The organism is Ruegeria sp. CF1 (genome assembly GCF_056537445.1).
On the sequence record NZ_JBQFRN010000001.1, the window covers coordinates 486,438 to 509,107 of the forward strand.

Consider the following 22,670-nt stretch of genomic DNA (forward strand, 5'->3'; position numbering starts at 1 on the left):
GACAGAAAATGCTGGAAATCAATAACCTGCACGTCAAACTTGAGGAAGAAGACAAGCAAATTCTGAAAGGGGTCGACCTGACGGTCGAGCCTGGCAAGGTGCATGCGATCATGGGGCCCAATGGCTCGGGCAAATCAACGCTCAGCTACGTGTTGTCTGGTCGTGATGGCTATGAGGTGACCGAGGGCGGCGCGACGCTTGATGGCGAGGATCTGCTTGAAATGGAACCGGAAGAACGTGCAGCCGCAGGTGTGTTTCTGGCGTTCCAGTACCCGGTCGAGATTCCCGGTGTGGGCAACATGACCTTCCTGCGCACCGCCGTGAATGCGCAGCGCAAAGCACGTGGCGAGGAAGAGCTATCGGCGACGGATTTTTTGAAAGAGGTTCGTGCCAAGGCCAAGGCGCTGAAAATCGACGCTGAAATGTTGAAACGTCCGGTCAATGTTGGCTTTTCGGGTGGTGAGAAAAAGCGCAACGAAATCCTGCAAATGGCGATGCTTGAGCCGAAGATGTGCATCCTGGATGAGACAGACTCGGGCCTTGACGTGGACGCGATGAAGCTGGTGGCCGAGGGAGTGAACGCCCTGCGCGATGAAGGGCGGGGTTTCCTTGTTATCACGCACTATCAGCGGCTTCTCGATCACATCAAACCTGACGTGGTTCACATCATGGCGGATGGTCGTATCGTGAAATCCGGTGGCCCCGAACTCGCGCTGGAAGTGGAAAACAACGGCTATGCCGACATCCTGGCCGAGGTGAACTGATGGCATTACCCCAAGCGAAACAAACGGCGACCGAGGAACGGCTGGCAGCGCTGACCATGCCGGATGCGGGATGCACACGCAAAGCGCGCGAAGCCGCAATTGCACGTGTACGCGCGATGGGTTTGCCCAGTCGTCGAGATGAATACTGGAAATATACCCGTCCAGACACTCTGGTCTCTGCGGAAGCTCCCAGTGCTGCTTTGTTCAAAACGGATGAACCGGCTCTGTTCCACGCGCTCGACCGACTGAAGATCGTTTTCATTGATGGCGTATTCAGCCCGGAAGAGTCTGATGATCTGTCTCTGGAGGGTGTAACGATCGATCGGCTGGAAGATATCTGTTGCAAAGATATCCATTGGGCCAAAGAGTTATACGGCGTTCTTGAAGCAAAAGGCCAAGATCCAGTGGCGCGTCCCTTGGCGGCGCTGAACACGGCCTATGCGTCAGATGGAGTTGCCATTCATGTATCCGGCAAGCCGAGCAAACCGATTAACCTGATTTATCGCCATGAATCTGAAACGTCGGATGCGATCCTGCATCACGTCGTTCGGGTTGAAAGCGGTGCCGAAGTCACGATCCTTGAAAACGGACCCGCAGCTTCGCGCTTCAACAAATGTATGGAGATCGATATCGCCGACAATGGCACATTGCATCATATCCGTGCGCAGGGCAGGGATCATCAACGCCGTGCGGCGACTCATATGTTCTCGCGGCTTGGCAAAGAATCCGTCTATAAATCCTTCACGCTGACCGTGAACGGAGTTTTAACGCGAAACGAGCAAGTCGTCGAACTGACGGGTGATGATGCGGTCGCGCACGTGGCGGGTGCGTGTGTTGGAGACGGTGATTTTCTCCATGATGACACGGTCTTTGTCACCCATGATGCGGTGAATTGCGAGAGCCGCCAAGTGTTCAAGAAGGTGCTTCGCAACGGTGCGACGGGTGTTTTTCAGGGCAAGATCTTGGTGAAGGAAGGTGCTCAGAAAACCGACGGTTACCAGATCAGCCAGTCGCTGCTTCTGGACGATGACAGTCAGTTCCTCGCAAAGCCCGAGCTCGAGATTTACGCCGATGACGTTGCGTGTTCGCATGGTTCGACCTCGGGCGCCATTGATGAAACGGCTTTGTTCTACCTGCGCTCGCGTGGAGTACCAACTGCGGAAGCAACCGACATGTTGACACTGGCCTTCCTGGCTGAAGCCGTCGATGAAATCGAGGACGAGGATCTGGCAGCTGATATCGTGTCCCGATTGCAAGATTGGCTGGCACGCCGACGCTGATGCCTGTCACAACCGATATCGTGGCCACGTATCGCGGACCGGGGCGTGTGGTGCGTCGGCTGCTTGATATGGGGCCGCGCGAAGATCGCGCATTGGCGTTTGTGATGGCGTTCTGTGTAATAGGCTTTATCGCACAATTGCCCGGCCTTGCACGGAGAGCTCATCTGGAAGGAATAGAGCTGAACATGCTGATGGGCGGGGCCCTGTTGGGCTCGGTCTTTATTCTGCCATTGTGCTTTTATCTTCTTGCTTGGCTCACCCATTTCATCGCGCGAATGATGGGGGGCGTTGGCACCAGCTATGGTGCGCGGCTAGCCTTGTTCTGGGCGCTTCTCGCGTCAGCGCCTTTGGTGTTGCTGAATGGGCTGGTGTCCGGTTTCATCGGCCCCGGGTCAGCGCAAACACTTGTGGGGCTGTTATGGGTTGCGGTTTTTCTCTGGTTCTGGTTGTCGGGCCTCAAGCAATCGCAAAAGGCTGCTAAATGAATTCCACCGCACTGCTCAACCTGGTCGTTCTGACCCTGTCCAATCCAGCCGAAGCCGCAAGACGATTGCTCGCGTTGCGGCTGGGTACGGATGTACTGTGGCTCGCCTTCTCTCTCGCGGTGATCCTGAACGCTCTGGTCCAGTCTGCGTCCAGCTTCGTCCTGCCGCTTATCAGTCCGGATGTTCAGCAACTGGCTGAGCCACTATCGAGGACGCTTTTTGTTTCCGTCGCGGCAATCATGATCAGCGTCGTGACGTTCCTATTAGTGGGCCGCGTCTTGGGTGGAACGGGAACGTTCAATGACTTCATGACGCTGATTGTCTGGTTGCAAATCCTGCAAATTGCGGGGCAAGCAATCATTCTAGCGCTGGTTGCAGCGCTGCCGTTTCTATTCTTACCGGCCAGTCTGGCGATGCTGGGTCTTAGCCTTTACATCACCTTGCATTTTCTCAACGAGGCGCATCGATTTCAGTCGTTGGGAAAATCGTTTGTGGTGATCCTGATCTCTGGTCTTGTGGCCGTCCCGTTTGTTCTTTGGCTGATCCCCGCCGGGTCTGTATAGGGAAGTCCTGTCTATGTATGACGTACAAAAAATCCGCGCAGATTTTCCGATCCTGTCACGTCAGGTCAACGGAAAGCCGCTGACTTATCTAGACAACGGGGCCTCCGCGCAGAAACCCCAGGTAGTGATCGACGCGATCACGCAGGCCTATGCGCACGAATATTCGAACGTGCATCGAGGGCTTCACTATCTGTCAAATCTCGCGACCGAGAAATATGAGGCCGTCCGTGGCACGGTTGCGCGGTTTCTGGGCGTATCAAACGAGAATGAGATTGTCCTGAATTCGGGTACGACCGAGGGAATCAATTTGGTCGCCTACGGTTGGGCAATGCCACGCCTGCAGGCGGGGGACGAGATTGTCCTCAGCGTGATGGAACATCACGCCAACATCGTGCCGTGGCACTTCCTGCGCGAACGGCAGGGCGTGGTGCTGAAATGGATCGACATCGATGCGACCGGCCATCTTGACCCTCAGGCGGTAATCGACGCCATTGGCCCCAAGACAAAGCTGGTTGCGGTGACCCAGTGCTCGAACGTGCTGGGCTCTGTGGTTGATGTCAAAGCAATCACGCAAGCCGCCCACGTCAAAGGCGTTCCGGTTCTGGTGGATGGCAGCCAGGGCGCGGTTCATATGCCCGTCAATGTCGATGACATCGGATGTGACTTCTATGCCATCACGGGTCATAAACTGTACGGCCCATCCGGTTCTGGCGCAATTTTTATCAAATCGGACCGCATGGCTGAAATGCGCCCCTTTATAGGTGGCGGTGACATGATCAAAGAGGTTTCAAAGGATCAGGTGATCTACAACGATCCACCAATGAAGTTCGAGGCCGGAACCCCCGGCATCGTGCAGACCATCGGGTTGGGTGTGGCGCTTGACTATATGATGGACCTTGGCATGGAGAGCATTGCATCGCATGAGGCCGGCTTGCGCGACTATGCGATGCAACGGTTGAATGGATTGAACTGGCTGCAGGTTCAAGGCACCACAGCGAACAAAGCCGCGATATTCAGCTTTACTCTGGATGGGGCAGGGCATGCCCATGATGTTTCTACCATTCTGGACAAAAAGGGTGTCGCAGTGCGCGCAGGGCACCATTGCGCCGGGCCGCTGATGGACCATTTGGGGGTCACTGCTACCTGTCGTGCCAGCTTTGGGCTTTATAACACGACGGATGAGGTCGACACCCTGATCGATGCGTTGGAGCTTGCCCACGATCTGTTTGCCTGACGTACTGCGGATTTGCAGTTGCACCCGGATTGGAACGAGGGTAGCTAACGGCCAAGGCACCTGTAGCTCAGCTGGATAGAGCGCTGCCCTCCGAAGGCAGAGGCCAGAGGTTCGAATCCTCTCAGGTGCGCCATTTCACCCTTGCTAGTCGTCATATTACGCAGAACTGACGGTGCACGAACCTGTTCTTTCCAGGCAAAACAAAACCCCCGCCAGAACTATCTGATGGGGGTTGTGCAAAAGCGAAAGATGAAATGCTCGATTAGCCGCGCCACGAGCGGATGACACCGCAATCCATGTGAACGAAATTCGAACGATAATACTGTCCAACGCCACCGGCACGGCAGGCCATCGCTGCTTTGCCCATTTGCGAGACAGAGCGTGATGACAGTCGCAGATCAGCAGCCTGACCCTTCATATGAAGCGAATTCTTGGCAACACCCCGCGAGCGGCGGCGCAGCATTGCGTTGGTTTGCGGCGAGCGGTAACCGGACAACAGCATGTAGGGTTCGCTGACATCCAGAAGATTGTGGGTGGCCGCCATGATGTCGATGGTCCTCAGGTCCACTGACTTGACTTGATCGCTGCGCCAGTCGCGCATGAAGTGATTGACCTCTTTCACCGCGTCTTTGATGTATTTGCCATCAACCCAATAGACCATATCGATACGTTCACCGGTACGGCCGGAATACATGCGGATACGGCGAATATCACCTCCGCCGCGAAGGAAACCTGCTGCGTTGGAATATGTGGGGGCTGCAACAACTGCTGTTGCGGCGAATGCGCCCAATAGGGCACGCCGGGTCAGGCCCGAGGTACTGCTCTTGGTCATTTTTTGTTTCGTCCCGTACTGTTCCTGCCTGCACACGATGTTACGCGCGCCGTATTAATTTTTTCCCATCCCAGATGCGGGATTTATGGCACAGTAGGATTCAACAGCCAAGAAATCTTTGGTCGCAGTCAAATCAAGGGGGAAATTTCGGCAGTTTTTTGCGCAACTGATGCAAGTATGCTTGCTTTTGGCGCAGTTCGCGCGTCGGCGATGCAAACGCGCACCAGGGGTCAAAGAAGCGGTCTGGTGATGAATTTGTGAATAGACATCAGGCGCTCAGCAAAACATTATTTTCAGACGCCGCTTATAGGGCGTGACAAGTCATTGAAGAAACAGGGCCATCCTATGTCATTTGTTACCCGTGCTCGTTCAAGTGTTTTTATCGCCGCTTTCCTTGTGGCTTCGGCCTCAGTCGCGCAGGCGGGGACGGATGGCACAGCGTTTCAATTGGCCGTTGCGGAAAGTGTGTCCAACAGCCCGGCTATTGCTGAGTTTTATCGCACAAACGGGTTTGATCCGGTTTGGGTTGGCGATACGCCCGAACATTCTGCACGACGCAAAGCCCTGATCGAAGCGCTTTCGACGACCGATCTGCATGGATTGCCTGGGGCACGTTACGACGTCCAGACTTTGAAGACAAAGATGCAGGACGCGCGCAACACCCGTGATCTGGGCGTGCTCGAGGCCGAGCTGACTCGGGTTTTTGTCAAATATGCCAGAGACTTGCATTCCGGTTCTGTAACGCCTTCGCAGATTGATCCCGGCCTAGTGCGGGCGGTGGAACGACACAGCGCCGCAGAGCATCTTGAACTGCTCGTTTCCAGCCAGGGTGATACCTATTTCAGGGATATGATGCCTCAATCGCGCCAGTATCTTGCGCTGTTGAAACAGAAGAAGGCGCTGGAAGCGTTGATGACACAAGGTGGCTGGGGCGAGACCGTTCCTGTCTCCAAGCTTGAGCTTGGGGACACAGGGAACAGTGTCATCAGGCTGCGCAATCGACTTGTCGCGATGGGTTATCTGAAGCCTACTGCCAGCCCAAACTATGATGATGCGCTGTTTGCGGCGGTGCAATCCTTTCAGGCTGCTCATGGTCTTGAGGCGGATGGCGTAGCTGGCAAAGGCACTATTTCCGAGATCAATCGCCCAGTTTCAGACCGCTTGAAAGCTGTTTACGTTGCGCTTGAACGGGAGCGCTGGTTACCCAAAGACCGTGGTGAGCGGCATATTCTGGTGAATCTGGCCGATTTTTCTGCCAAGATCGTCGATGACGGGCAGGTCACGTTTGAGACTCGTGCCGTGATCGGCAAAAACACACATGATCGCCGTAGCCCAGAGTTCTCGGATGAGATGGAGCATATGGTGATCAACCCAAGTTGGTATGTGCCACGCTCGATCATCACGAAGGAATATCTGCCGCAATTACGGGCCAATCCAAATGCTGTCGGCCATATCCAGATCACCGACCGCCGTGGCCGTCAGGTAAATCGTGGAGCGGTTGACTTTACCCAGTTCACTGCGCGTAATTTCCCGTTTTCCATGCGTCAGCCCCCGAGCAAAAGCAACGCACTTGGGCTGGTGAAGTTCATGTTCCCTAATAAGTACAACATCTATCTGCATGATACGCCTCAGAAATCTCTGTTCGCACGCGAGGTTCGGGCATTCTCTCATGGATGCATCCGTTTGGCGCAACCGTTCGAGTTTGCCTATAAGCTGCTGGCCAAGCAGGAAGAGGATCCAAAGGCGTTTTTCCACCGCGTGCTGAACACGGGCAAAGAAACGAAGGTTGAACTGGATAAAAAAATTCCGGTGCATCTGATTTATCGCACGGCCTATATTGGCCCCAAAGGCGAGGTGCAGTATCGCCGCGACGTGTATGACCGGGATCGCAAGATCTGGGAAGCGCTGCAAAAGGCAGGGGTGGTCCTGCCGGACGTTCAAGGGTAATCACGAGGCAAATCCCGCCACGAGGACGCCCGACATGCAGTTTACCGTTCAACAAATCGCCGATTCCCTGGGGGTCGTCGCAGAAGGCCAGACTGGCCTGACCATCTTGCGGGCAGCCGAGCCGGGAGATGCCGGGCCAACCGATCTGGCCATGGCGATGTCGCCAAAATATGCTGAAGCTTTGGGGACCGGTTCAGCACGGGCCGCGGTTTTGTGGGATGGCGCGGACTGGAAAGCACTGGGGCTTGAGGCCGCCATTTTTGTGCAACGCCCCCGCATGGCGATGGCAGGGATCACCGCGATGCTGGATCGCGGGCAGGGGATTGCGCCGGGAATTCATCCATCGGCTGTCATTGATGAAACCGCCGAGATCGGGGGCGACGTATCGGTCGGCCCGCTTGCTGTTATCGGTGCGCGCGCGCGCGTCGGCGCGGGTTCGGTTATCGGCGCGCATTGCGTGATCGGTATGGATGCGTCGCTTGGTGAAAACGCTCTGCTGCGCGAAATGGTCAGCATCGGTGCGCGGGCTCAAATCGGTGATCGCTTTATCGCGCAGCCGGGTGCCCGTATCGGCGGGGACGGTTTCAGCTATGTCACACCAGAAGTCTCGGGTGCCGAAAATGCGAGGAAAACTCTGGGTGATCAGGGGGGTGCAAAGGCGCAAAGCTGGTTGCGCATCCATTCGCTGGGTGCGGTCGAGATTGGCGATGACGTCGAGGTCGGCTCGAACTGCACTGTCGACAACGGGACCATACGCAATACTGTAATCGGAAGTGGATCGAAACTGGATAATCTTGTCCACGTGGGACACAACACCCGAGTCGGGCAGGATTGTTTGTTATGTGGGCAAACCGGCGTTTCTGGTTCGGTCGAGATTGGTAATAACGTAGTACTGGGTGGTCAGACTGGTGTTGTCGATAATATTTTCATCGGTGATGGCGTGATTGCCGGTGGCGGCACCAAGATTCTGTCAAATGTTCCTGCTGGGCGCGTGATCATGGGCTACCCGGGCATTAAAATGGAAAGCCATACCGAGATATATAAAGCCCAACGTCGTCTGCCCCGATTGTCGCGCGACGTCGAGGCGTTGAAAAAGGCTGTTTTCAAACAGCCTTCAAGTGATTAAATCATCCCCAAGGCGAAAATCAGGGGATCGAGATGAGCATCAGCGACCGCGTCATAGCAATCATTGCCGAACAGGCCGTGCTTGAGCCTTCGGATGTGACGCCCGACAGTACGCTCGAAGAATTGGGCATCGATAGCCTGGGTCTTGTTGAGAGTATCTTTGCCATCGAGGAAGAGTTCGATATCACCGTGCCCTTCAACGCAAACGAGCCCACATCCGGCGATTTCGACATTTCGAATGTGACAGCGATCATTGCGGGTATCGAAAAACTCGTGTCTGAAAAGGTCTGACCGCCGGTATGAAACGCGTCGTCATTACGGGTGCTGGCACCATTAACGCGTTGGGCCATTCCGTCCCCGACACTCTGGAAGCCATGCGCGAGGGTCGTTGTGGTATCTCCGAGCTTGAGTTTCGTGATGTGGATCGCCTGTCGATCAAGATCGGCGGTCAAGTCCGGGGTTTTGAGGCCGAGGGCCGTTTCAACCGCCAACAGATGACGCTGTATGATCGGTTCACGCAGTTCACGTTAACCGCCGCTAAAGAAGCGATCGATCAATCCGGTATCGTATTCTCGGGTGACACAGCCGCGCGGTCGGGGGTGGTGCTGGGAACGGCCGGTGGTGGCGTCTCCACCTGGGATGACAACTACCGCTCGGTTTACGAGGATGGTAAAAATCGCGTGCATCCTTTTGTCGTGCCCAAGCTGATGAACAATGCGGCGGCCAGCCACGTTTCGATGGAGCACAACCTCAAAGGCCCTAGCTTTACAGTATCAACAGCGTGTGCGTCTTCGAACCATGCGATGGCGCAGGCATTTCAGATGGTGCGCAGCGGGGCAGCGCCCGCAATGGTGACCGGTGGCTCGGAGTCGATGCTGTGCTTTGGGGGCGTCAAGGCATGGGAAGGGCTTCGCGTCATGTCAAAAGATGCCTGTCGGCCCTTTAGCGCAAACCGAAACGGGATGGTGCAAGGCGAAGGTGCGGGTGTTTTTGTGTTCGAAGAATACGATCACGCGCGCGCGCGCGGAGCAGATATCCTGTGCGAGGTCGTGGGCTTTGCCATGTCCTCGGACGCGGCCGACATAGTTATGCCCAGCAAACAAGGGGCAGCACGGGCCATGGCCGGGGCGTTATCGGATGCACGGCTGAATGCAAGCGATGTGGGTTACATAAATGCCCATGGGACCGGCACGGCTGCAAATGACAAAACCGAATGTGCAGCCGTTGCTGGTGTGTTTGGTCCGCACGCCGACGATCTGATGATTTCGTCAACAAAGTCCATGCACGGACACCTGATCGGCGGTACCGGCGCAGTTGAGCTATTAGCCTGTATCATGGCCCTGCGCGACGGGGTGATCGCCCCGACCATTGGCTATGAAGAGCCCGACCCCGAATGCGCGCTGGATGTGGTGCCAAACGAGTCGCGTGAGGCGAAAGTTAATGTCGCCCTTAGCAATGCTTTCGCCTTTGGTGGGCTGAATGCCGTTCTCGCGTTGAAGCGTATATGAAGAAACCGCCGTGTTATCACGGCGGCTTTCTTATTCGATGTTTTTGCGGGGCTTAGTTTATGGAAACATTCAGCCCGTCAAAGCCTGCTGTGAAGCCAGACAAAGACATGTCCATATTCAGAACCTGATCTGGCAGGCGCGCAGGAACCAGCGACAGCACCGCCTTTTGGCCTGATTTCATCGCGTCGATATCACCCTGAGTCAAACCCAGTTGCGCCACGCAGCCAACCGGAATGCAGTGGTGATAATTGTAAAGCTTGCGCGGTGCCCCATCGATCGACATAGCCAATTGCGCCTGCAGCAGGGTTTCGAGCGGTACAACAACATTCGCCCAAGCAACAGCGGCACCGCCTTCGGGCAGTTTTCCGATCGAAACTTCGGCAATCGGATCACCCTGTTGGTTATTGAGGATCTGAACCATCGCGCAGGGATCGTCTTCGCCTTCGGTTTTGATGCAGGAAATATTCCATTCACCCGTTTGTTCTTTGACGTATTGCTCGCCAACACGGGGACCGGATTCACCCAGATCCAGATCGCTGCCAACTTCGGCTTCAGCACCGGCTTCAGGTTGCTGTGTGGTTTCCTGCGCAAATACTGTTCCGCACAACAGTGCTGCGGCCGCCACATTAAAAGGGACAAGTTTCCTGATCATGAATGCCTCATCTAACTGATCCAGTTTTTTGTTTCCTCTATCACCGCAATTCAGTGGTGTCAGGGTAAATCCGAATTCCAGACCGTGAATTGATCGTTTTTTGCCGAAATGCGTGGGAAACACCGCGATCTGCAACGAAAAAGGGAGCCGGTGGAGCGGCTCCCTTCCTGAATATTTTCTCCCCGTCGGACTGGCCGACTTAGTTATGCGCAGACGTTACGAAAGGGGAACCCGTTGGTCAACTCCTAACCCTAAAAAACTATTCTTGCGTCTTTCGGTTTTCGTAGAATTTAAAAAAAAGCCGTGCCCAAAGGCACGGCCAGTCGACAGGGAGGAAGTTTGCCACCGCAGCCAGGCCACGAGAAGCAACATTTACTCTCGCAGCGAAAGGTTAACTTTGTATGCTTGCAGCAGATCGGTAGAATTCGGGACAGATTTTCAATGGACAACAAGATCTTCGTAGGCGGTGGTGGCGACAGCTATTCAGTGGCACAGGGGCTGTCGCTGAAATATGCGAACCGCCATGGCCTGATTGCTGGTGCGACCGGTACGGGCAAAACGGTTACGCTGCAAATTCTGGCTGAAGGCTTCTCACAGGCAGGGGTTCCAGTGTTTCTGGCCGATGTGAAAGGGGACTTGTCGGGGCTGGCGCTGCCTGGAAGCGAAACCCACAAATTACACCAGGCTTTTTTGGATCGGGCCGCGAAGATCGGGTTCGGCACATTCTCTTACGCCGCGTGTCCAGTCACGTTCTGGGATCTGTTTGGCGAGCAGGGGCATCCGGTCCGGACCACAGTGACCGAGATGGGCCCACTGCTACTATCGCGACTGATGGAGCTGAGCGAGGCGCAGGAAGGCATTCTGAACATCGCCTTTCGGGTCGCAGACGAAGAAGGCATGCCGCTGCTCGACTTGAAAGACCTGCAGGCATTGCTGGTCTGGATAGGCGAGAATCGCGCCCAACTATCGCTGCGCTATGGCAATGTCTCGACATCTTCGATCGGTGCTATTCAACGCCGCTTGCTGGTTCTGGAAAACCAGGGCGGTACCAATCTGTTTGGCGAGCCTGCGTTGGACCTGGCCGACCTGATGCGGACAGATGCGAACGGGCAGGGGATGGTGAACATTCTGGCCTCTGACAAGCTGATGGGCTCTCCGCGCCTATACGCGACTTTCCTGTTGTGGCTGCTTAGTGAATTGTTTGAAGAACTGCCCGAAGTGGGGGACCCTGAAAAACCGAAGCTGGTGTTCTTCTTTGACGAAGCGCACTTGCTGTTCGAGGACGCCCCCAAGGTGCTGGTGGACAAGGTCGAGCAGGTGGCGCGCCTGATCCGATCAAAGGGCGTTGGCGTTTATTTCATCTCGCAGAATCCGGCAGACATCCCGGAAGATATTTTGGGTCAGCTGGGCAACCGGGTCCAACATGCGCTGCGGGCCTTCACAGCGCGCGACCGCAAGAATCTGCGACTTGCTGCTGAGACCTATCGTGAAAACCCAGCTTTCGATACTGAGACCGCAATCCGAGAGGTGGGCGTGGGCGAGGCCGTGACCTCGATGTTGCAAAAGAAAGGTGTTCCGGGCGTGGTCGAGCGCACTTTGATCCGGCCACCGGGCTCTCAACTTGGTCCGATTACCAAAGCTGAGCGTCAGTCGGTGATCAAAGCTTCGCCGATGGATGCAAAATACGGCAAGCGTATCGACCGCAAATCGGCGTTTGAGATTCTGCAGGCGCGCGCGGATGCCGCTGCGAATGCGGCGGAACAGGCGGAATCCGACGAAGTTCTGGAACAGCAGAGCCCGGCAGAACGCGAATACGCCTCGGCCCGAAGGTATTCGGGCAATCGCGTTGGGCGATCGTCTTCTCGTCTTTCGCGCAAAAAGGATACCTTCGCCACAGCCATGAGCGAGGCCGTGATCAAAGAGCTGAAAGGAACAACTGGCCGCCGCATCGTCAGGGGCATACTGGGCGGCTTGTTCCGCAATCGCTAGAATCCGGAGTGCGGCGCGCGCCGAACCAGTCGCGCGCCCATATTGTTATCGATTAAGCCGGCGCAGGCCTTCCTGTCTGCAATAATTATCCGCCTCGGGCACCGACATTTTGGTGGCCGGAAAATCGATTGCGCGGTCCCAGGTGACGCGGTCCTGGCGGTAAAGCTGACAGGTCACAACACCTTTGGGCGTCTGGACCTTGACCGGGGTGGTCTCCAATTGTTCGGGTGAGGGAATACACGCTGATAGCGTTGCCATCAGCGGGATCCCGATTGCGAAAACTCTGAGTGGTTTAATCATTGCGACTACGGTGCTCTCATCTTGGTTAACTGTCAGATCGTTACAACTCCGCACCAAACAAACATGGTATGGGGCACAGCGCGATGTGGTGGATCACGATACACCGATTTAGAGCGTTCTGACTCGCCGCACAATAAAACGCACCGATTAACGGTGCGTTAGGGGAATTTCGCAAGAAATTTTGCTTATTTCTCGGGGATCAACCCTCTTGGACTGAATCTGAGAACAATCAAAAGAATCAGTCCCATGGTGAACAGGCGCATATGTGCGGCGCTATCGATCAGATGCGTCTTAAGTGCGCTGCCGTCAGGCATGCCTGAGGTTATCAGGTTCATCAGCCACAGGCCCATGGGTTCAACCTGAACCCACAGGAACCAGATCAGGAACGCTCCCAGTACGGCTCCGAAATTGTTGCCCGACCCGCCGACGATCACCATGACCCAGACAAGGAAGGTAAAGCGGAGCGGGTTGTAAGTGCCCGGCGTCAGCTGCCCGTCCAAAGTGGTCATCATCGCACCGGCGATGCCGCAGATGGCCGAGCCCAGCACGAAGATCTGTAGATGGCGGCGGGTGACATCCTTGCCCATCGCCTCGGCGGCAACCTCGTTGTCGCGGATGGCGCGCATCATGCGGCCCCAAGGGCTTTTCAACGCCATCTGAGCCATCCACAGCAGCACCAGGAGCACGATCAGGAACAGCAAAGAGTAGCCTAGCTTGACGGAAAGCGTCGAGGCAGTAACCGGATCCAGCCCGAACCACTCGGCCCTTGCAAGGAAAGTTGGGTCTTGCTGCAATTCAACTTCGTAGCCAACCACCGGTGAGGGGCGTGGAATGCCGTAGACGTTCTTGACCCCACGTGCCAGCCAGTCCTCGTTTTTCATGACGGCGATGATGATCTCGGCGATACCAAGTGTGGCGATTGCCAAATAGTCCGAGCGCAGGCCCAGCGCTGTTTTTCCGATCAGCCATGCTGCGCCCGCCGCCAAAAGTCCCCCGGCAGGCCAAGCGAATAGGACAGGAAGGTTCAAACCGCCGATATTACCAGCGACAGCAGGATCAATCGCTTCGATCGCAGCTACGTTGGGATCAAAAATTGCGCGGTAAACAAAAAAACCTACGACCAGAATACCGATGATTGCAAAGGTTTGTGTGCGTCCCTTGGGCATTTTTTGGGCCACCATCACAGCTGCAACCACGGTTGCCGCACCCATCAAAAGCGACAGGATGACGCCATACCCGCCACCAGACCAGGCGCCGGGGGTTGGGGGTGTCGAGACCAGCACAACCGCCAGCCCGCCCAGCGCGACAAAGCCCATGACACCAACGTTGAAGAGGCCAGCAAAGCCCCATTGCAGATTCACGCCAATCGACATGATGGCCGAGATCAAGCCCATGTTCAGGATCAGGATTGCGGCGTTCCAGCTTTGGGTGAATCCGGTCAACAGGATGAGTGCGCCGACGACCACAAAAAGCAGCGTGTTTTTGACGGGCTCGCTCATATCACTTTTCCTTTGAACAAGCCGGTTGGCTTAAACAGAAGTACGATCAGCAAAATGGCAAAGCTGACAGCGAATTTGTAATCGGTGGACAGGAACTGCACCAAACCTGACGGCTCCAGATTTTCAGGTGCCAGATAAGTCAGCACTTTCTTCCACGCGTAGGTGATCGTCACCTCAGAAAACGCGATGATGAAACCGCCCGCGATAGCTCCCAGAGGGTTTCCGAGGCCACCCACGATAGCCGCGGCGAAAATCGGCAGCAAAAGCTGGAAATAGACAAATGGCTTGAAGCTTTTGTCGAGGCCGTAAAGCACGCCCGCAGTGGTCGCCAGCGCGGCAACGATGATCCATGTGATCATCACCACGCGCTCGGGGTTGATACCGGACAGCAACGCAAGATCCTCATTGTCAGAATAGGCCCGCATTGATTTGCCGGTGCGCGTTTTGTTCAGGAACCAGAACAACAGCGCCACGGCGACAACCGCCACGATCACCGTGATGCCCTGGGAGGTCTTGATAGCCAGCCCTTCACGCAGCCCAGTCATCGCCTTGAAATCTCGCGCCGAGACGATGAAACGCGCTCCGTCCGAGAACCTTTGGTCATCCGGACCGATGATGAAACGAACCAGCCCGTTCATGATGAACATCACGCCCATCGAGACGATCACCAGAATGACCGGTTTGGCCTTCTGTTCCCGATAGAACCGATAGACCAACCGGTCGGTGATCAGCACCAGAACGATACAGCCCAGAATGGCAAAGGGCAGGGCCAGCAGAGCGGTCGGTAACGGCCCGAAGCTGACCCCAGCGGCCTGCAGACCCCATGTGACCAGCACGGCGATCATCGCGCCAAAGGCCATCGTATCGCCATGGGCAAAGTTCGAAAACCGCAGGATGCCGTAGATCAGCGTCACCCCCAAAGCGCCCAGCGCCAACTGGCTGCCATAGGCGATTGCGGGAACAAGAACGAAGTTGGAGAGCGCCACAAGGGCGTTGAGGAAGTCCATTAGTTCGTTACCTCATTTTCCAAGTTCGTACGTCTTTTCGACCTGATTTCAGAGTGATCAAACACGAGAGTAGCTGTCACTGGCGTCATCCCCCCAAGAAACTCTTGCGAACTTCTGGATCGGCCAACAGCTCCTTGCCTGTCCCGGTATAGGCATTGCGACCCTGGACCAGTACATATCCCTTGTCCGCAATCTCCAGCGCCTGACGGGCATTCTGTTCGACCATAAGGATCGGCAGGCCGGTGCGCGAAACTTCGATGATCCGGTCGAACAGCTCATCCATCACGATTGGTGAGACACCGGCGGTGGGTTCGTCCAGCATCAACACCTTGGGCTGAGTCATCAGCGCACGGCCCACAGCGACCTGTTGACGTTGACCACCTGACAGCTCTCCGGCGGCCTGGTTGCGCTTGTCGCGCAGGATGGGGAAGAGGTCATAGACCTGTTCCATCGTCTGGCTGATGTCGTCGCGCCGGATGAAGGCACCCATCTCAAGGTTCTCTTCCACTGTCATCGACGTAAAAATGTTCGAGGTCTGCGGGACAAAGCCCATGCCGCGTACCACGCGGTCTTGCGGGTTGAGATTGGTGATATCTTCGCCATCCAGCCGCACAGACCCTTGGCGTACGTCCAGCATGCCAAACACAGCTTTCATTGCGGTGGATTTGCCCGCGCCGTTGGGGCCGACGATCACCGCGATCTCGCCCTTATCAACGGCGATGGTGCAGTCATGCAGGATGTCTGGCCCTTTGCCATAGCCACCAGTCATAGTGTCGCCAATCAGGAAAGGACCGCCCTCGACCCGATGCGTTTCACCGCTTTTGCGATGTGCTGGAGTCATGGTGCCGACACCATGCGTATTGGTGATCGAAGCGTCCTTGTTGCCCTTGTCGTCCTGGTAGGGGTTGTCGCTCATACGCCCGCCTCCAGCTTGTCTTTGTTCTTCAGGCCGGTGCCTAGGTAAGCTTCGATCACGTGTTCATTGGCCTTGATCTCGTCCAGAGTGCCTTCGGCCAGCACCTTTCCCTCGGCCATACAGATGACCGGGTCGCAAATCTTGCCGATGAAATCCATGTCGTGCTCGATAACGACGAAGGTATAGCCGCGTTCCTTGTTCAGGCGCAGGATCGTGTCGGCGATGGTCATCAGAAGGGTGCGGTTCACACCAGCGCCGACCTCGTCCAAAAACACGATCTTGGCGTCGACCATCATGGTACGGCCAAGTTCCAGCAGCTTCTTCTGACCGCCCGAGACCTGACCGGCCTTGTGATCGGCGAGATGTTCGATTGTCAGGAACTCCAGCACCTCATCGGCTTTCGCCCTAAGTGCGCGTTCCTCATCCGCGATACGCTTACGCCCGAACCACGTGTTCCACAGCGATTCCCCGGATTGTGCGCCGGGCACCATCATCAGGTTTTCACGGCAGCTCATCGACGAAAACTCATGCGCGATCTGGAAGGTGCGCAGCAGGCCCTTATGAAACAGCTCATGCGGGGGCAGGCCAGTGATATCCTCACCGTCCATGTGTACCTTACCGCTGGTCGGTGGAAGTACGCCCGCGATCACGTTGAATAGCGTGGTTTTTCCGGCCCCGTTCGGTCCGATCAGACCGGTGATCGAGCCCTTTTGGATTTCCAGCGATGCCCCGTCCACCGCATGAAACCCGCCGAAATGCTTGTGCACGTCATCGACGACGATCATCTTTTCCCCTAGCCGCCGTTTTCGGCGTTTTTACCATCCCCGTTAACCGGAGTGCGGCCTTTTTTCATTGAAACAGCCCGGACACAAGGGCCGGGCTGCTTGTTTTTATGACTTTTAACCTTGGATCAACGGAAGTTGACGGTCTTGTTTTCGCCGTCGGTCACCTCGATCTCGCGATAGGAACCTGCGCTTTCACCAGGGCCGATCAGCTCAACGCCCGATGCGCCGACATAATCGATGTCCTGACCGGCAGCCAACAGCTCCAGACCTTTAGCCAGTTCTCCGGGGAAGATTTGCTCACCCGGAGCGTTGGCGACATCCATGATTTTCGCGCCGTATTCAGCGGGGTTGGTCGAACCTGCGGCCTGCATCGCCAGCATGAATAGCGCGGCGGCGTCATAGCTTTCCGGCGAGTAGGGCGACGAACCGTCAAAGCCCGCAGCTTCAGCCATGGCAAAGTACTTCTCGGCACCTTCACCGCCCGAGCCAGCGATCTGACCGAACGAGCCGTTCAGGTCGGGACCAACGTTTGCCGGCAGCGAGTCACCGATCATGCCGCCGGGCAGACCGAATGTATCAAACGCGCCGCTGTCCAGCGCCGACTGGATGATGCCCAGACCACCCTGATCCAGATAGCCGGCAACGACCAGAATATCGCCACCGGCCGAGGCCAGCGCGCCAACTTCGGCCGAATAGTCGGCCTTGCCGTCTTCGTGCGCGGCAACGATGGTGACTTCGCCACCCGAAGCCTCGAACGAGGACTGGATCGCGTCCGCCAGACCCTTGCCGTAGTCGTTGTTGGTGTATGTCAGAGCAATCGAGCTGATGCCACGGTCATTCAGGATGTCTGCCATTACTTGACCTTCACGCGCATCCGACGGCGCGGTGCGGAAGAACAGGCCGTTGTCTTCCATGGTCGACAGACCCGGAGACGTGGCCGACGGCGAGATCATGACCATGCCGTTCGGGATCGCGACGTTCTGCAGGATCGCGCCAGTGACGCCCGAGCAGTCGCCGCCGATGATACCGGCGACGCCATCGGCGATCATACGTTCGCCGTTCGATGTGGCCAGACCATTGTCGATACAGCCGGTATCGGCGCGGGTTCCGGTCACGCTTGCGCCGTCCAGCAGTTTGCCGGATTCGGTGACCTCGGCCATCGCCATTTCTGCGCCCGAACCCATGGCCGGGGCCAGCGATTCAATCGGGCCTGTAAAGCCGAACAGCACGCCCAGCTTCACGTCCTCGGCCATAGCGGTACCCGCCAGCAGAGCGGTTGCTGCAGTAGCGGTAAGCAGCTTTTTCATTAGGTTACTCCCTATTTATCGTTTGAACGTCGTCGTTCTGGGCATGACCCTAGGCAAGCTGTCCGAAAAAGAAAAGTCCTAACAAAAAAGTGCTTTTGAAAGCAGCAATCCTATCTGTTTTGTTAGGCTAGGTCAGTTTGTTGCGGTGCACCACTAGGGATTGGGTCGATATGATCAGGACTTTTGCGATTCTCATTCTGTCGTGCTGGTCGATTGCAGGCTGGTCCGATGTCATCAACACAACCGGCGGGCCGGTTCAGGTTACTCAGGTGGTCAGAGGCCTTGATACACCTTGGGCGATTGGCATTCTTCCGGATGGCAGCTTTGTTGTCACTGAGCGAGATGGCGAGCTTTTGTACGTTGCCGGAGGTGAGGCGAAGCGCATCAAGGGTCTGCCAAAAGTGGTCGCGAACGGGCAGGGCGGTTTGCTAGATGTCACCATCGCGCGTGACTTTAATCAGACCCGCGAGCTTTTTCTGACTTTCTCCAAATCGCAACGAGGCGGTGCAGGCACCGCTGTCGCTGTCGCTCGTTTATCGGAAAACGGAGAACGTCTAACCAATCTGCGCGTGATATTCGAGGCCTCTCCCGGTGGCTCAGGCGGGCGCCACTTTGGTTCTCGCGTCGTTGAAGCGAATGATGGCACGTTGTTCGTCACTATCGGTGACCGAGGTGATCGCCCGGCTGCGCAGGATCGAACGAACCACATGGGTACGGTCATTCGGATCAACCGTGATGGTTCAGTTCCCAGTGATAACCCGTTTGTGGGCAATCCCGGTGTCCGCCCCGAGATCTGGTCGTTTGGTCACAGAAACCCTCAGGGTGCCAATTTGGATCTGCAGGGTCGGCTTTGGATTTCGGAACACGGGGCAAAAGGCGGGGATGAGGTTAATCTGATCAGACCCGGTGCCAATTATGGCTGGCCAGTGATTTCGTATGGCGTTCATTATTCGGGTCAGAAGATCGGTGAAGGCACGTCGAAGCAAGGAATGGAACAGCCCGAGCTTTATTGGGATCCTTCCATCGCACCCTCTGGCTTGATGGTCTATTCCGGGAAACTTTGGCCGGAATGGAAGGGGAATCTATTCGTTGGCTCTTTGAAATTCGACTACATTGCACGTTTGGCGGGCGATCCACTGCGTGAGGTTGAGCAGATCGAAGGCCCCGAGACCGAACGTGTTCGCGACATCGCCGAAGCACCAGATGGGTCGATCTGGTTCATTTCCGTCGGGCAAGGCGCGGTTTACCGAATGACGCCCCTTTGACGGTATTAAACGGGGTTAGGGCGTTTGCTTCTATGCCATTCGGTCACGGTGTATCTGTTCCGGGCTTCAGGGTGATCAGGAGATTTGAATGAGTGATTTTGTAATCGAGCTTTGTGAAACAATGCCGCCAAAGCGCGAACTGAATACGATCCTGGCACAATATTACGCGCTTATCGTGCAACGAATGCAGGATATGGGCTTTGAGATTGATCTAGCGGCCCCCGAAAGCGCATTGGCGGAGTTTTGGGCGCATACAGAGGATTACCTACCCCCGAATGGATGTCTTGTGGTGGCGCGAAACGATGCCGGAAACATCATTGGATGTGGGATGCTGAAACGATTTGATCACCAAACCGGTGAACTTAAACGGGTTTTTGTGACCGAGGAGGCACGAGGGACCGGTGCCGGGCGTGCCTTGATCGAAGCCCGGGAACAGGCCGCGCGTGATATGGGTTTGAAACGCCTCATCGCCGATACGCTTACACCGAATGTCGAAATGCGCGACCTGTACCCCAAACTTGGTTTTGTTGAACTGGACTCACCAATCGAAACCACGACCTATCTGGATCAACCGATGTTACGGCCGCACCTGCACTACTTTGCGAAAGATTTGTAAGGTTTCCCTGCGGCTTTGGATTAAACAGACAACCGACCGCTCTGTGCACCGCGTTCGCGATAAGGCGTGGTGTTGTAATGCGCCCGGTAGCATTTGGAGAAATGCGACGGGCTGGCAAAGCCGCAAGCCAGCGCCACATTGATGACGCTCATATCGGTCTGCATCAGCAAGTTCCGCGCTTTATGCAGGCGCAGTTCCATGTAGTAGCGCTTGGGCGAGCGGCTAAGATAGCGGCGGAACAGACGTTCTAGCTGGCGCGTCGACATGCCTACGTCCTTGGCTAGAATAGAGGGCGAGATTGGCTCTTCTATGTTCTTTTCCATCATCAGGATAACCTGACTGAGCTTGGGGTGGCGTACGCCGATCCGTGTAGGTGTCGACAAACGTTGCGTGTCCTGATCCGTACGTATCGAAGAATAGATCATCTGATCAGCGACCGCGTTGGCCAGATCTTCTCCGTAATCTTCGGCAATCAGCTTGAGCATCAGGTCAATCGAGGATGTGCCGCCAGCAGTTGTCATTCGGTTGCCATCAACCAAAAACACCGACTTGGTCAGTTCTACTGTGTCGAATTCTTCGGCAAAACTGTCTGAGTTTTCCCAATGGATCGTTGCGCGCTTGCCTTCCAGCAAACCGGCTTTGGCCAGCGTATAGGCCGCGGTGCAAAGACCGCCGATTTTCAACCCTTTACGCGCTTCGCGGCGTACCCAGTTCAGGATGCGTTTGGTGGTTGCCGCTTGTACATCGACCCCCCCGCAGATCAGGACGACGTCGTCACGCTGCAATTCGGTCAGATCAGAATCAAGATTGAAAGAAGTACCGGCTGAACAAGTCACTGTCTCACCGCCTTCGCCCGTCAAGGTCCAGGTATAAAGCTCTCGGTTGGCCATTCGATTGGCGATCCGCAGACTGTCCAAAGCCGAAGCGAATGACAAAAGGGAAAACTTGTCCAAAAGCACAAATACAAAGTTATGCGGCTTGCCTGTGCTATGATCCACAGTGACAACTTGGCGTTGCTCTTGCATGGCGAACTGTCCTTGATTCGGCGCGCACCGGGATTTCCACGGTGGCGGATATGCCAGTCACCATGCTCAAAGCTTGATTATGGCGTCAAGAGGCGCAAAAGGGATATGGCCTCTCATTCATGCATTTTGTATAGAGGCCACCTGAAATACTTCAGCGGAGATAAAAGCTATGACTGAATGGCAAAAAACGAACTGGCGCAACAAGCCCCGGGTTCAGATGCCAGACTATACCGACGCGGCCGCGCTGGCCAAAGTCGAGGCGCAGCTTTCGCAGTATCCCCCGCTGGTTTTTGCGGGTGAAGCGCGACGGCTGAAGCAGCATCTGGGAGCCGCGGGTCGTGGCGAAGCGTTCCTGTTGCAAGGCGGGGATTGCGCTGAAAGCTTTGAGCAGTTCAGCGCGGATGCGATCCGTGACACGTTCAAGGTGATGCTGCAGATGGCAATGGTGCTAACCTACGGCGCCAAGGTTCCCGTGGTTAAAGTTGGCCGCATGGCGGGCCAGTTTGCAAAACCGCGCAGTGCACCGACAGAGGTTGTGGACGGTGTGGAACTGCCCAGCTACCGCGGTGACATCATCAATGAGCTGGCCTTTACACCCGAGGCACGTATTCCGAATCCCGACAAGATGCTTCAGGCCTATACACAGGCGGCGGCAACACTGAATCTGCTGCGGGCGTTCTCGACCGGTGGTTTTGCGGATATGAGCCACGTGCATTCGTGGACGCTGGGTTTTGCCGACGGGCAAGACGTTCAGAAATACTCTGAGATCGCCGACCGCATTCAGGATTCGATTGACTTCATGGGGGCTGCGGGCATCACCGCAGATACCACACACGAATTCTCGTCGGTGGAATTCTACACCAGCCACGAAGGCCTGCTGCTTGAGTACGAAGAGGCGCTGACGCGTCTGGATTCGACATCTGGCAATTGGTTGGCTGGCTCGGGTCACATGATCTGGATCGGCGATCGGACCCGTCAGCCCGACGGTGCGCATGTCGAGTTCTGCCGGGGTGTTCTGAACCCGATTGGTCTGAAATGTGGCCCGACAACCAGTGCCGAAGACCTCAAGGTTCTGATGTCCAAGTTGAATCCAGAAAACGAAGAGGGGCGTCTGACTCTGATCGCGCGCTTTGGTGCAGGTAAAGCGGGTGAGCATCTGCCGCGTCTGGTCAAAGCCGTGAAGGAAGAGGGCGCACAGGTTACTTGGGTCTGCGATCCGATGCATGGCAACACGATCAAATCCGCGACCGGCTACAAGACCCGGCCGTTTGATTCCGTGCTGCGCGAAGTACGCGATTTCTTTGGCGTACATCAGGCTGAAGGCACGATCCCCGGTGGTGTTCATTTCGAGATGACAGGGCTGGATGTCACCGAATGCACCGGAGGTGTGCGCGCGGTGACAGAAGAGGATCTTTCGGATCGCTATCACACAGCTTGCGACCCGCGCCTGAACGCCTCGCAGTCGCTGGAACTTGCATTCCTTGTCGCGGAAGAACTGACCAACCTACGTCGTGACCGCAGCAAGCGCGCTGCAAGCTGACTTCGAATACATCCTGAATTAGTAAGACGGC

At 56.0% G+C, this 22,670-nt stretch carries 22 protein-coding genes and 1 tRNA gene; 14 read left to right on the forward strand and 9 right to left on the reverse strand.

Features of this window, described 5'->3' with window-relative positions:
* The first annotated feature begins 8 nt into the window (after positions 1-8).
* The 6 genes from sufC (at position 9) to ACRZ96_RS02460 (ending at position 4,459) form a co-directional block, all read left to right on the forward strand.
* Positions 9-764: a Fe-S cluster assembly ATPase SufC gene (gene sufC, locus ACRZ96_RS02435; RefSeq protein ID WP_170393035.1), complete on the forward strand. Its 756-nt coding sequence runs from the start codon at positions 9-11 to the stop codon at positions 762-764.
* The gene (gene sufD / locus ACRZ96_RS02440; RefSeq protein WP_170393036.1) at positions 764-2,044 is read left to right on the forward strand and encodes a Fe-S cluster assembly protein SufD; all 1,281 of its coding nucleotides are present in this window, start codon (positions 764-766) and stop codon (positions 2,042-2,044) included. Before sufC ends, sufD begins: the two co-directional genes overlap by 1 nt.
* Positions 2,044-2,529: a YIP1 family protein gene (locus ACRZ96_RS02445; protein WP_170393037.1), complete on the forward strand. Its 486-nt coding sequence runs from the start codon at positions 2,044-2,046 to the stop codon at positions 2,527-2,529. The genes sufD and ACRZ96_RS02445 overlap by 1 nt, the downstream gene beginning before the upstream one ends.
* On the forward strand, positions 2,526-3,092 hold the full coding sequence (locus ACRZ96_RS02450; protein ID WP_170510265.1) for a Yip1 family protein: 567 nt from the start codon (positions 2,526-2,528) through the stop codon (positions 3,090-3,092). Before ACRZ96_RS02445 ends, ACRZ96_RS02450 begins: the two co-directional genes overlap by 4 nt.
* 13 nt (positions 3,093-3,105) lie before the next feature.
* Entirely contained in the window at positions 3,106-4,326 is a 1,221-nt protein-coding gene (locus tag ACRZ96_RS02455; protein WP_480771451.1) for a cysteine desulfurase, read from the forward strand.
* Between the two features lie 56 nt (positions 4,327-4,382).
* Positions 4,383-4,459, forward strand: a tRNA-Arg gene (locus tag ACRZ96_RS02460).
* 129 nt (positions 4,460-4,588) lie between these two features.
* Here the strand turns inward: ACRZ96_RS02460 and mepK are convergent.
* Positions 4,589-5,158 carry a peptidoglycan L,D-endopeptidase MepK gene (gene mepK, locus ACRZ96_RS02465; protein WP_170393040.1) on the reverse strand — a complete coding sequence of 190 codons (570 nt, stop codon included), beginning with the start codon at positions 5,156-5,158 and terminating at the stop codon, positions 4,589-4,591.
* Between the two features lie 345 nt (positions 5,159-5,503).
* On the opposite strand from mepK, the gene ACRZ96_RS02470 reads away from it, so the two are divergent.
* The 4 genes from ACRZ96_RS02470 to ACRZ96_RS02485 are packed head-to-tail and all read left to right on the forward strand — an operon-like array spanning position 5,504 to position 9,738.
* Positions 5,504-7,105 carry a L,D-transpeptidase family protein gene (locus tag ACRZ96_RS02470; RefSeq protein ID WP_480704864.1) on the forward strand — a complete coding sequence of 534 codons (1,602 nt, stop codon included), beginning with the start codon at positions 5,504-5,506 and terminating at the stop codon, positions 7,103-7,105.
* Between the two features lie 34 nt (positions 7,106-7,139).
* Positions 7,140-8,231: a UDP-3-O-(3-hydroxymyristoyl)glucosamine N-acyltransferase gene (lpxD, locus tag ACRZ96_RS02475; protein WP_480814206.1), complete on the forward strand. Its 1,092-nt coding sequence runs from the start codon at positions 7,140-7,142 to the stop codon at positions 8,229-8,231.
* A 32-nt stretch (positions 8,232-8,263) separates the two neighbouring features.
* Positions 8,264-8,521 (forward strand): acyl carrier protein, encoded by a 258-nt coding sequence (locus tag ACRZ96_RS02480; protein WP_170393043.1) that lies wholly within the window; start codon positions 8,264-8,266, stop codon positions 8,519-8,521.
* 8 nt (positions 8,522-8,529) lie between these two features.
* Positions 8,530-9,738 (forward strand): beta-ketoacyl-[acyl-carrier-protein] synthase family protein, encoded by a 1,209-nt coding sequence (locus ACRZ96_RS02485; protein ID WP_480771448.1) that lies wholly within the window; start codon positions 8,530-8,532, stop codon positions 9,736-9,738.
* A 52-nt stretch (positions 9,739-9,790) separates the two neighbouring features.
* Here the strand turns inward: ACRZ96_RS02485 and ACRZ96_RS02490 are convergent, their stop codons facing one another.
* Positions 9,791-10,390: an invasion associated locus B family protein gene (locus tag ACRZ96_RS02490; protein WP_480704861.1), complete on the reverse strand. Its 600-nt coding sequence runs from the start codon at positions 10,388-10,390 to the stop codon at positions 9,791-9,793.
* A 441-nt stretch (positions 10,391-10,831) separates the two neighbouring features.
* Between ACRZ96_RS02490 and ACRZ96_RS02495 the strand changes: the two genes are divergently transcribed.
* Positions 10,832-12,379, forward strand: a complete 1,548-nt coding sequence (locus ACRZ96_RS02495) for a helicase HerA-like domain-containing protein (RefSeq protein ID WP_170636120.1) — start codon at positions 10,832-10,834, stop codon at positions 12,377-12,379.
* Between the two features lie 45 nt (positions 12,380-12,424).
* Here the strand turns inward: ACRZ96_RS02495 and ACRZ96_RS02500 are convergent, their stop codons facing one another.
* From ACRZ96_RS02500 to ACRZ96_RS02525, 6 genes are all read right to left on the reverse strand, one after another.
* Positions 12,425-12,637, reverse strand: coding sequence for a hypothetical protein (locus tag ACRZ96_RS02500; protein ID WP_480438555.1), 213 nt, complete (start codon positions 12,635-12,637; stop codon positions 12,425-12,427).
* A gap of 227 nt (positions 12,638-12,864) precedes the next feature.
* Entirely contained in the window at positions 12,865-14,178 is a 1,314-nt protein-coding gene (locus tag ACRZ96_RS02505; RefSeq protein ID WP_170421678.1) for a branched-chain amino acid ABC transporter permease, read from the reverse strand.
* The gene (locus tag ACRZ96_RS02510; RefSeq protein WP_480771447.1) at positions 14,175-15,185 is read right to left on the reverse strand and encodes a branched-chain amino acid ABC transporter permease; all 1,011 of its coding nucleotides are present in this window, start codon (positions 15,183-15,185) and stop codon (positions 14,175-14,177) included. Before ACRZ96_RS02510 ends, ACRZ96_RS02505 begins: the two co-directional genes overlap by 4 nt.
* A gap of 85 nt (positions 15,186-15,270) precedes the next feature.
* On the reverse strand, positions 15,271-16,101 hold the full coding sequence (locus ACRZ96_RS02515; protein ID WP_480814207.1) for an ABC transporter ATP-binding protein: 831 nt from the start codon (positions 16,099-16,101) through the stop codon (positions 15,271-15,273).
* On the reverse strand, positions 16,098-16,886 hold the full coding sequence (locus ACRZ96_RS02520; RefSeq protein WP_170562704.1) for an ABC transporter ATP-binding protein: 789 nt from the start codon (positions 16,884-16,886) through the stop codon (positions 16,098-16,100). Before ACRZ96_RS02520 ends, ACRZ96_RS02515 begins: the two co-directional genes overlap by 4 nt.
* A 125-nt stretch (positions 16,887-17,011) precedes the next feature.
* Positions 17,012-18,193, reverse strand: coding sequence for an ABC transporter substrate-binding protein (locus tag ACRZ96_RS02525; RefSeq protein ID WP_170393052.1), 1,182 nt, complete (start codon positions 18,191-18,193; stop codon positions 17,012-17,014).
* Positions 18,194-18,363: 170 nt separating this feature from the next.
* Between ACRZ96_RS02525 and ACRZ96_RS02530 the strand changes: the two genes are divergently transcribed.
* Positions 18,364-19,458, forward strand: a complete 1,095-nt coding sequence (locus tag ACRZ96_RS02530) for a PQQ-dependent sugar dehydrogenase (protein WP_480771445.1) — start codon at positions 18,364-18,366, stop codon at positions 19,456-19,458.
* Positions 19,459-19,546: 88 nt separating this feature from the next.
* Positions 19,547-20,074 (forward strand): GNAT family N-acetyltransferase, encoded by a 528-nt coding sequence (locus tag ACRZ96_RS02535; RefSeq protein WP_480704850.1) that lies wholly within the window; start codon positions 19,547-19,549, stop codon positions 20,072-20,074.
* Between the two features lie 20 nt (positions 20,075-20,094).
* Here ACRZ96_RS02535 and ACRZ96_RS02540 read toward each other — a convergent pair whose 3' ends face one another.
* Positions 20,095-21,099, reverse strand: a complete 1,005-nt coding sequence (locus ACRZ96_RS02540; protein ID WP_170393055.1) for a GlxA family transcriptional regulator — start codon at positions 21,097-21,099, stop codon at positions 20,095-20,097.
* 169 nt (positions 21,100-21,268) lie between these two features.
* On the opposite strand from ACRZ96_RS02540, the gene ACRZ96_RS02545 reads away from it, so the two are divergent.
* Positions 21,269-22,639 (forward strand): class II 3-deoxy-7-phosphoheptulonate synthase, encoded by a 1,371-nt coding sequence (locus ACRZ96_RS02545; RefSeq protein WP_223118039.1) that lies wholly within the window; start codon positions 21,269-21,271, stop codon positions 22,637-22,639.
* Positions 22,640-22,670: the final 31 nt, after the last annotated feature.